The organism is Blastococcus sp. SYSU D00669, from assembly GCF_054050715.1.
Genome location: NZ_JBJGZV010000077.1, coordinates 1 through 8,816 on the forward strand (window position 1 = coordinate 1; position 8,816 = coordinate 8,816).

Here is an 8,816-nt window from a genome sequence, read left to right on the forward strand (position 1 = left end):
CCCCCGCCCCCCCCCCCCCCCCCCCCCCCCCCCCCCCCCCCCCCCCCCCCCCCCCCCCCCCCCCCCCCCCCCCCCCCCCCCCCCCCCCCCCGGGAGCTGTCGGGGGTCGGGTGTAGACCGGCGGGCATGCAGATCGCCGCCGTGGGCGTGTGCGCCACCGACCTGGCCCGGACCGTCGCCTTCTACGAGCTCCTGGGCTTCTCGTTCCCGCCCCTCGAGGCCGACACCCAGCACGTCGAGGCCGACGCGGGCATCCGGCTGATGATCGACAGCGCCGCGCTCATCGAGGGCATGTTCGGCGAGAAGCCGCGGGCGGGGAACACCTCGGCGTTCGCCGTGCTGTGCGACTCCCCGGCGCAGGTCGACGAGGTGGCCGGGCGGGTGCGCGACGCCGGGCACACCGTCGACCTGGAGCCGTTCGACGCCCCGTGGGGGCAGCGCTACGCGACCGTGGCCGACCCCGACGGCTACCGCGTCGACCTGTTCTGCCCGCTCGCATAGGAACCGGGCAGCAGGGCGTCGATGCGGCGGGCGAGCTCGAGGTCGTTCGCCGTCACGCCGCCGGCGGAGTGGGTGACCAGGTGCAGGTGCAGCGTGCGCCAGCGCAGGTCGACGTCGGGGTGGTGGTCGAGCTCCTCGGCCACGTCGGCGATCGCGGTGATCGCGCCGACGGCGTCCCGGAAGCTCGGCAGCTCGACGGTGCGGTGGATGCCCTCGCCGTCGCCGGACCACAGGGGCAGGCCGTGCAGGGCCGCCGACAGCTCGTCGGGGGAGAGGCGCGGAGGACGGGCCATGCGGCCATCCTGCCGCTGCTCAGCTCAGGTGTGGAGGCCGCACTCCGTCTTGCCGCGGCCGGCCCAGCGCCCGGCGCGGGCGTCCTCGCCCGGCGCCACCGGGCGGGTGCACGGCGCGCAGCCGATCGAGCCGTAGCCGAGCTCGAACAGCGGGTTCACCGGCACCTGGTGGCGCTCGACGTAGCCGTCGACGTCGTCCTGGGTCCAGGCCGCGATCGGGTTGACCTTGACCATGCCCCGCTTGGCGTCCCAGTCGACCAGCCGGGTGCCGGCGCGGGTCGGCGACTCGTCGCGGCGGATGCCCGAGCCCCAGGCGGCGAAGCCGGCCAGGGTGGCGGCCAGCGGCTGCACCTTGCGCAGCGAGCAGCACAGGTCGGGGTCGCGGTCGTGCAGCGCCGCGCCGTGCTCGGCGTCCTGCTCGGCGACGGTCTGCGGCGGGGTGACGTTCACCAGCGTGATGGGCAGCGCGCTGGCGATCCAGTCGCGGGTGCCGATCGTCTCGGCGAAGTGGTAGCCGGTGTCGAGGAAGACCACCCGGACGCCCGGGATCGCGGTGCTGGCCAGGTGGGCGAGCAGCCCGTCGGCCATCGACGAGGTGATCGCGAAGTCGTCGCCGAACGTCCGCCCGGCCCAGGAGAGGACGGCGAGCGCCTGCTCCACCGGGTCGGCGATGCCCTCGAAGCGGGCGTTCGCCTCGTCGGCCAGCTCCGGCGTGGGCCGGACGGCGGTCGTCATCGCTGCACTCCCGTGTCGATCAGTCGGACGGCGAAGGCGCGCAGGCACGCCTCGCACTGCCAGGCGCCGGGCTCCTCCTCGTACGGCACGAGCTCCTCGTCCCCGCAGTACGGGCAGTGGAACACCGGCAGCTGCCGGCTCCTTCCCCCGCCCGTCCCCTCCGTCACAGCAGCCAGGCCTCCTCGGCCCGCGCGACGTAGGCGGCGAAGCTCTCGCCCGGCTCGCGCCGCTCCTGGAAGCCGCGCAGCACCCGCTCGCAGTAGTCCGCCGTCTCGGCCTTGGTGACCTTGTGCCCGCGGAACTTGCGGCCGAACGCCGCGTCGACACCGAGGTGCCCGCCGAGGTGCACCTGGAAGCCCTCGACCATCTCGCCGTTGTCGTCGCGGACCATCGAGCCCTTGAAGCCGATGTCGGCCGTCTGGAACCGGGCGCAGGCGTTCGGGCAGCCGTTGACGTTGATCGACAGCGGGGTGTCGAACTCCGGCAGCCGCTTCTCCAGCTCGGCGTAGAGGTCCTGGGCGTGCTGCTTGGTCTCGACGATGGCGAGCTTGCAGAACTCCAGACCGGTGCAGGCCATGGTGCCGCGGCGGAAGGCGCTCGGCCGCACCTGCAGGTCGTGCGCGGCGAGGGCCTCGACCAGCGGCTCGACGTTCTCGTCGGGCACGTCGAGGATGACCAGCTTCTGCTGCGCGGTCGCCCGGACCCGGCCCTCGCCGAACTGGTCGGCGAGCTCGGCGACGCGGGTGAGCAGCGAGCCGCTGATCCGGCCGGTGCGCAGGGCGAAGCCCAGGGCGTTGCGCCCGTCCTTCTGGCGCAGGACGCCGACGTGGTCGCGCTGGTCGTTCTTCGCCGGCGCCGGCGCCGGGCCGTCGGGCAGCTCGCGGCCCAGGTACTCGTCCTGCAGCACCTGGCGGAACTTCTCCGGGCCCCAGTCGGCCATGAGGAACTTGATCCGGGCGTGGTTGCGCGAGCGGCGGTAGCCGTAGTCGCGGAACACCGCGGTGCAGGCGGCCCACACGTCGCTGACCAGCTCCGGCCGGACGAAGACGCCGATCCGCTGGGCCAGCTTCGGGTTGGTCGACAGGCCGCCGCCGACCCACAGGTCGTAGCCGGCCTCGCCGTCGGCGTTGACCACGCCGACGAAGGAGACGTCGTTGATCTCGTGCCCGGTGCAGTGGTCGACGCAGCCGGACATCGACGTCTTCCACTTGCGCGGCAGGTTGCTGAACTCGCGGCTGCCGATGTACTTGGCGACCGTCTCCTGCACCGCCGGCGTCGCGTCGATCACCTCGTCCTCGAGGATCCCGGCGAGCGGGCAGTTCAGCATGACGCGCGGGGTGTCGCCGCAGGCCTCGGTGGTGGAGAGGCCGACCTCCTCGAGGCGGCGCCAGATCTCGGGGACGTCCTCGATGCGGATCCAGTGCAGCTGCACGTTCTGCCGGTCGGTGACGTCGGCGACGTCCCGGCCGAACTCGGTGCTGATCGCGCCGATGACCCGCAGCTGGTCGGCCGAGAGCTGCCCGCCGTCGATGCGCACGCGGAGCATGAAGTACGGGTCCTCGAGCTCCTCGGGCTCCAGGACGGCGGTCTTGCCACCCGGGATGCCGGGACGGCGCTGCGTGTAGAGGCCCATCCACCGCATGCGGCCGCGCAGGTCGGTCGGGTCGATGCCGTCGAACCCGGTGTGCGCGTAGATGTCGAGGATGCGCTGACGGACGTCGAGCCCGTCGGAGTCCTTCTTGAAGCGCTCGTTGGGGTTGAGCGGCTCGCGGTAGCCGAGCGCCCACTGGCCCTGGCCGCGCTCGGGCCGCTTGCTGGTGCGGGGAGGGGTGGTCACGAGGGAGCTTCCTTCTGCGCCGGTCCGCGCGCGGGTGTCACCGCCCGGGCGGAGTGGGGCGCTGTGGCCGGAGGGGCGCAGCCGCGTCGCTGCGAGGGGGGACCGGTGTCAGCGCGCGGCGCGACAACCGGCGCTGGACACGAGCGCCAGATCGATGTGCAGACGCGCGACGAGGAGGGCGCCACGGTCCGACATGGGGACCATGGTGTCACACCCGCGCAACACGACCGGCGTGGTTCAGCTCACTCCGCCGTCCATGGCCGCGCGGATGCGGGCCACGGACTCCTCCAGCGGGGTGACGCTGGTGTCGATCGTGAGCTCTGCTCGGGTGGGCACCTCGTAGGGGTCGGAGATCCCCGTGAACTGCGGGATCTCGCCCGCGCGGGCCTTGGCGTAGAGGCCCTTGACGTCGCGCCGCTCGACCACCTCGAGCGGCGTCGACACGTGGACCAGCAGGAACCGGCCGTGCTCCTCGACCAGCGCGCGGGCGTGCGCGCGGGCCTCCTCGAACGGCGCGATCGCGGCCACCACGACCGTGCCGCCGTGCTTGACCACCTCGCCCGCGACGAAGCCGATCCTGCGGATGTTGAGGTCGCGGTGCTCGCGGCTGAAGGTCAGCTCGCTCGACAGGTGGGTGCGGACGACGTCGCCGTCCAGGACCGTCACGGGGACGCCGTCCTTCTCCAGATCGGCCACGAGGGCGTCGGCGATGGTCGACTTGCCGGCCCCGGACAGGCCGGTGAGGAACACGGTGACGCCGCTCGACATGGCGTCAGTCTCCCCGAGCGGTCCCGCCGGTGGTCAGCCGGTGGTGCCCTCGTCGCCGAAGGAACGCCAGGCGCTCTCCATCGCGATGAGGTCGGCGACGTGGCCGGGGAACTTGCCGGCGACGACGTCGGCGAGCGTGACGTCCTCGAGCACCCGCCGGTACGCCTCGCGCGCGGCCACCCAGACGCCGGCCAGCGGGGCCGCCGGCCCCGGGTACTCGACCTCCTCGGGCCGCCGGCCGTGCACCTCGGCGAGGAAGCCCTGCTCGACGCGCATGACGCGGGCGACGGAGATCTCCGACGGCGGCAGCGCCAGCCGGTAGCCGCCCTCGCGGCCGCGCTGGCTGGTGACCAGCCGGGCGTGCTGCAGGTCGCCGAGGATGGCCTGGAGGAAGCGGTTCGGGATGTTCTGCGACGTGGCGATGCGATCGCAGGTCAGCGCGTCCGGTGCCACCGCGGCGAGCTCGAGGGCGGCGCGGACGGCGTAGTCGACCCGGGCGGTGATGCGCACTGGAGTCCCTTCTGCCGAGTCCTGCCGCCCCATCCTGCCCTGTTTGGCACAGTGTTCCGGTGTACCAGCTGCGATTCACCACTCTGGTGGAGGCGCCGCTGACCGTCGCCTTCGATGTGGCACGCGCCCTCGGCCGGCCGTGGCGACGCCCGCTGGAGGAGGTCCTGTCGGTCCGGCCGGAGCGCGACGTCTACGCCGTCCGGTGGGGCCGGGGCTGGCTGACCCACTCCCGCCGGTACTCCGCGACCGGCGCCGGGACGCTGCTCCTCGAGCAGGTCGACTGGGAGTCGGGGCTGCCCGGCCCGCTCGGCGCGTTCGTCGACCAGGTGCTGCTGCGCCCGCGGGTGCTGCGGGCGATGCAGGCCCACCTCGACCTCTACGCCGCCGCGGCCGCACGGCGGGCGCTCGACGTCGTGCAGGTGGTGGGCGCGGCGATCGTCGACGGCCCGCGCGTGCTGGTGGCCCAGCGCTCGGGCGGGCCCTACGACGGCTGCTGGGAGTTCCCCGGCGGCAAGGTGGAGCCGGGGGAGTCGGACCTGTCGGCGCTGGTTCGCGAGCTGCACGAGGAGCTCGGCGTCGACGTCGTCCCGCAGGCGTTCGTGGGGGAGGTGCTGCTCGACGGCGTCGTCGCGGGCGGCGAGCCCGGCGCCTCGACGCTGCGGGTGTGGTGGGCGCGGTTGGCCGCGGGGGGCGAGCCGGTGGCGCTCGAGCACGCGGAGCTGCGCTGGGTCCCGGCCGACGAGCTCGACGCGCTCGAGTGGATCCCCGCCGACCGCCCCCTCCTCCCCGCCGTCCGCGCCCTCCTCACCCGCCTCTGAGAACCTGACTTCCGCTTTCGGCGCCGAAAGCGGGACCGCTTTCCGCGCCGAAAGCGGGGGCTGTGGACGACGGCCGCGGCATCCGAGCGTTCTGCGCCAGGCTGCCGCGATGCCTCCCCTGCGCCGTCCCCCCGAAGGCCTCTTCGTGGGCTCCCACGCGGTGGCCGAGGGGCTCCTCCACCGCGATCAGCTGCAGACGGGTCCGTACCGCCGCGTCCTGCGGAACGTGTACGCGGACCCGAGGCTGCGGTTCGACCACCAACTGCTCTGCCGCGCTGCCGCGCTGCTCATGCCTGCGGACGCCGCTCTCGGGTCGCGTTCGGCGGCCGTCTGGTGGGGCGCGCCCACGGCCGGCGTGCGGGATGCGGTCACGGTCGTCGTCCCGCCGAGCTGTGCGTGGAGAGGACCGAGGGGCGTGCGGGTGCACCGCAGCGAGCTGAGCCCGACCGACGTGGAAGAGGTGGAGGACGGCGTCCGCATCACCACCGTCGAGCGAACTGTGCGGGACGTCGCGACCCTGGAGAAGCTCGCGGACGCGGTCGCCTGCCTCGACGCGATGGTCGCCGCGGGCGTGCTCACGGACGAGATCCTCGGGCGGGTCGAACGATCTGTCACCGGGCGGTGGGGCTCACGGCGGGTGAAGCGGGCGTTGCCCCTGGTCGACGGCCGCGCCATGAGCCCGCCGGAGTCCTGGCTGCGGGTGGCGATCCACCTGAGCGATCTGCCGCACCCGGTGCCGCAGTACGAGATCCACGACAGCGGCATGTTCTTGGGGAAGGGAGATCTGGCCTGGCCGGAGGCGAAACTGATCGTCGAGTACGAGGGCGCGTACCACTTCGACGACCTGCAGATCCCCCGCGACGACCGGCGTTACGCCCGGTTGGTCGCGGCCGGTTGGCGGGTCATCCGGGTCACCGCTGCCGACCTCCACGACCTCGACGCCGTCGTGGCGCGCATCCGCGACGCGCTGGCGGTGACGGCGCCCTGACTGCTTCCGGCGCCGAAAGCGGAACTGCTTTCGGCGCCGGAAGCGGTAGGAGGGTGGGCCTACTTGAAGGCGTCCTTGACCTTCTCGCCGGCCTGCTTGAGGCTGCCGGCCGTCTTGTCCTTGGTGCCCTCGGCCTGCAGGTCGCGGTTGTCGGTGGCCTCGCCGACGCGCTCCTTGCCCTCGCCGGACAGCTCTTGCGCCTTGTTCTTCAGCTTGTCCATGTCGCTCATCCCGAAGACCTCCTCTGGTCCACCCCGTGCCAGGAGGCACGTACCCGCAGGTGGGCGCTGTGACACCCAACCGGAACCGAAAGGTCTGCGGGCAGGCGGGCCCGAGGCCGCAAGGGGTCTCGCCAGGCGCCTGTTACCGCTGGGTATGTTGTGCGCTCGCGGGACGATCGTGAGCCCAGGTCACAAATCGGTGTCGGTCGTGGACGCCTCTTCCAGGCCGTGCCTAGGGTCGCCCCGACGCGCGGAGCAGGCGTCAGTCCGCTCTGCGCGCCTTTCCGATCATAGCCAGCGACGGGTCAGGCAGGCCCGGCTCTGGTCGACCAGTCCGTTCCCCCCGCGACCGCGGGACGAGGGAGGCATCGCACGTGAAGTTGAGCAAGCGCTCCTCCGCGCTGATCGCGACCGGCATCGCCGGCGCGATGGCGCTGACCGCATGTGGCGGAGGCGACGGTGGTGGGGGTGACGAGGGCGGCGAGGCCGCGCAGGGCGGTCGCGTCGTCTTCGGTGAGTCCACGGACTTCCCCGAGAACCTCTTCCCCAACATCGCCTCCGGTAACGCGACCTCGACGGCGAACATCCTGTCCGGCATCCTCCCGGGCGCCTTCATCGTCGAGCCCGACTTCACCGTCGTGCACAACCCCGACCTGCTCACCGAGGAGCCGACGCTCTCCGAGGAGGGCGGCACCCAGGTGATCACCTACTCGATCAACCCGGACGCGGTGTGGAGCGACGGCACCCCGATCACGGCCGACGACTTCGAGTTCACCTGGCGCTCGAGCCGCAGCACCGACCCGGCCCAGGGCGGCTGCGCCTCGCTGCTGTCGACGACCGGCTACGAGAACATCTCCTCGGTCGAGGGGTCCGACGAGGGCAAGACCGTCACGGTCACCTACGAGACGCCCTTCGCCGACTGGCAGTCGCTGTTCAGCGGTGACTTCGGTGGCGGCATCCTGCCGGCGCACCTCATGGACAACGAGGACCCGGTCGCGCTCTGCGAGACCATCACCACCGGCTGGCCGATCGCCGAGGGCCTGCCCGAGGACATCTCCGGCGGCCCGTGGCAGCTCAAGGCCGAGAACATCGACGTCGGCGGCCAGATCGTCGTCCTGACGCCGAACCCGGAGTGGTGGGGCGAGGGCCCGAACCTGGACCAGCTGATCATCCAGAACATCGGCAACGACCCGACCACCGCGGTCCAGGGCATGCAGAGCGGCGAGCTCGGCGTGATCTACCCGCAGCCGCAGCTGGACCTGGTCGACCAGATCGAGGGCCTCGAGCCGAACGTCGGCAGCGACATCACCTTCGGTCTGTCCTTCGAGCACGTCGACCTCAACGCCCAGGACCCGCACCTGGCCGACATCAACGTCCGCAAGGCGTTCGCCATGGCGCTCGACCGCCAGGAGATCGTCGACCAGACGGTGGGCCAGTTCTCCTCGGACGCCGAGGTCCTGCAGAACCGGATCTACTTCAACAACCAGCCGCAGTACGAGGACACCGCTCCTGAGGAGTACAAGGAGCAGAACATCGAGGAGGCCAAGGCCCTGCTCGAGCAGTCCGGGTACACCCTCGGTCCGGACGGCGTGTACACGCACCCGGAGCGCGGGCGGCTGGCGATCCAGATCGACACGACGGCGAACAACCCGCTCCGCCAGACGACGATCGAGGTCATGATCCCGCAGCTGGCCGAGGCGGGCATCGAGGCCACGTTCAACGCCAACCCGGACATCTTCGCCGGTGCCGAGCAGCCGACCTCCCTCGAGGCCGGTGGCTTCCAGGCCGCGCTGTTCGCCTGGGTCGGGTCGCCGTTCCGGTCGGCCACCCAGTCGATCTACTGGTCGCCGGCCAACGGCCTCGGCCAGAACTACTCCCGCCAGGGCACCCCGGAGATCGACGCGCTGTTCGAGCAGTTCGTCGCCGAGCCGGACCCCGACGCGCAGGCCGAGCTGGGCAACCAGATCGACGCGGCGCTGTGGGAGCAGGTCGCGACCATCCCGCTGTACCAGAAGCCGACCTTCATCGCCTACCAGAGCTCCATCCAGAACGTGGAGGACAACTCGACGCAGGCGGGTCCGCTCTGGAACTCGGAGACCTGGTCCGTCCAGTGATCCCCGGTCGGTGCCCCGGCGACGGGGCACC

Annotated in this window: 11 protein-coding genes; 4 read left to right on the forward strand and 7 right to left on the reverse strand. The window is 72.3% G+C overall.

Features of this window, described 5'->3' with window-relative positions; genetic code table 11:
• The first annotated feature begins 126 nt into the window (after positions 1-126).
• Positions 127-501, forward strand: coding sequence for a VOC family protein (locus ACI8AF_RS27330; protein WP_456542935.1), 375 nt, complete (start codon positions 127-129; stop codon positions 499-501).
• Here ACI8AF_RS27330 and ACI8AF_RS27335 read toward each other — a convergent pair.
• From ACI8AF_RS27335 to ACI8AF_RS27360, 6 genes are all read right to left on the reverse strand, one after another.
• Positions 468-794 carry a 4a-hydroxytetrahydrobiopterin dehydratase gene (locus ACI8AF_RS27335; protein WP_456542936.1) on the reverse strand — a complete coding sequence of 109 codons (327 nt, stop codon included), beginning with the start codon at positions 792-794 and terminating at the stop codon, positions 468-470. The genes ACI8AF_RS27330 and ACI8AF_RS27335 overlap by 34 nt on opposite strands.
• A 24-nt stretch (positions 795-818) precedes the next feature.
• Entirely contained in the window at positions 819-1,529 is a 711-nt protein-coding gene (locus ACI8AF_RS27340) for a phosphoadenylyl-sulfate reductase (protein ID WP_456542937.1), read from the reverse strand.
• On the reverse strand, positions 1,526-1,696 hold the full coding sequence (locus ACI8AF_RS27345; RefSeq protein WP_456542938.1) for a hypothetical protein: 171 nt from the start codon (positions 1,694-1,696) through the stop codon (positions 1,526-1,528). The genes ACI8AF_RS27340 and ACI8AF_RS27345 overlap by 4 nt, the downstream gene beginning before the upstream one ends.
• Positions 1,693-3,366 (reverse strand): nitrite/sulfite reductase, encoded by a 1,674-nt coding sequence (locus ACI8AF_RS27350; protein WP_456542939.1) that lies wholly within the window; start codon positions 3,364-3,366, stop codon positions 1,693-1,695. Before ACI8AF_RS27350 ends, ACI8AF_RS27345 begins: the two co-directional genes overlap by 4 nt.
• 237 nt (positions 3,367-3,603) lie before the next feature.
• Positions 3,604-4,134 (reverse strand): adenylyl-sulfate kinase, encoded by a 531-nt coding sequence (gene cysC, locus ACI8AF_RS27355; protein ID WP_456542940.1) that lies wholly within the window; start codon positions 4,132-4,134, stop codon positions 3,604-3,606.
• Between the two features lie 33 nt (positions 4,135-4,167).
• Positions 4,168-4,644: an RrF2 family transcriptional regulator gene (locus ACI8AF_RS27360; RefSeq protein ID WP_456542941.1), complete on the reverse strand. Its 477-nt coding sequence runs from the start codon at positions 4,642-4,644 to the stop codon at positions 4,168-4,170.
• Between the two features lie 59 nt (positions 4,645-4,703).
• Here ACI8AF_RS27360 and ACI8AF_RS27365 point away from each other — a divergent pair, with 59 nt between their 5' ends.
• A complete protein-coding gene (locus tag ACI8AF_RS27365) occupies positions 4,704-5,462 on the forward strand; it encodes a (deoxy)nucleoside triphosphate pyrophosphohydrolase (protein ID WP_456542942.1) in 759 nt (252 codons plus the stop codon).
• Between the two features lie 415 nt (positions 5,463-5,877).
• Positions 5,878-6,450, forward strand: coding sequence for an endonuclease domain-containing protein (locus tag ACI8AF_RS27370; RefSeq protein WP_456542943.1), 573 nt, complete (start codon positions 5,878-5,880; stop codon positions 6,448-6,450).
• A 59-nt stretch (positions 6,451-6,509) separates the two neighbouring features.
• Here ACI8AF_RS27370 and ACI8AF_RS27375 read toward each other — a convergent pair whose 3' ends face one another.
• The gene (locus ACI8AF_RS27375; RefSeq protein ID WP_456542944.1) at positions 6,510-6,680 is read right to left on the reverse strand and encodes a CsbD family protein; all 171 of its coding nucleotides are present in this window, start codon (positions 6,678-6,680) and stop codon (positions 6,510-6,512) included.
• A 365-nt stretch (positions 6,681-7,045) separates the two neighbouring features.
• Here ACI8AF_RS27375 and ACI8AF_RS27380 point away from each other — a divergent pair, with 365 nt between their 5' ends.
• Entirely contained in the window at positions 7,046-8,785 is a 1,740-nt protein-coding gene (locus ACI8AF_RS27380; protein ID WP_456542945.1) for an ABC transporter family substrate-binding protein, read from the forward strand.
• Positions 8,786-8,816 lie beyond the last annotated feature (31 nt).

What these genes read in the sequence shown, in the direction of transcription:
- cysC (WP_456542940.1), bottom strand. Translation starts at nt 4,134, where the DNA reads ATGTCGAGCGGCGTCACCGTGTTCCTCACCGGCCTGTCCGGGGCCGGC.
- ACI8AF_RS27330 (WP_456542935.1), top strand. Translation starts at nt 127, where the DNA reads ATGCAGATCGCCGCCGTGGGCGTGTGCGCCACCGACCTGGCCCGGACC.
- ACI8AF_RS27375 (WP_456542944.1), bottom strand. Translation starts at nt 6,680, where the DNA reads ATGAGCGACATGGACAAGCTGAAGAACAAGGCGCAAGAGCTGTCCGGC.
- ACI8AF_RS27340 (WP_456542937.1), bottom strand. Translation starts at nt 1,529, where the DNA reads ATGACGACCGCCGTCCGGCCCACGCCGGAGCTGGCCGACGAGGCGAAC.
- ACI8AF_RS27335 (WP_456542936.1), bottom strand. Translation starts at nt 794, where the DNA reads ATGGCCCGTCCTCCGCGCCTCTCCCCCGACGAGCTGTCGGCGGCCCTG.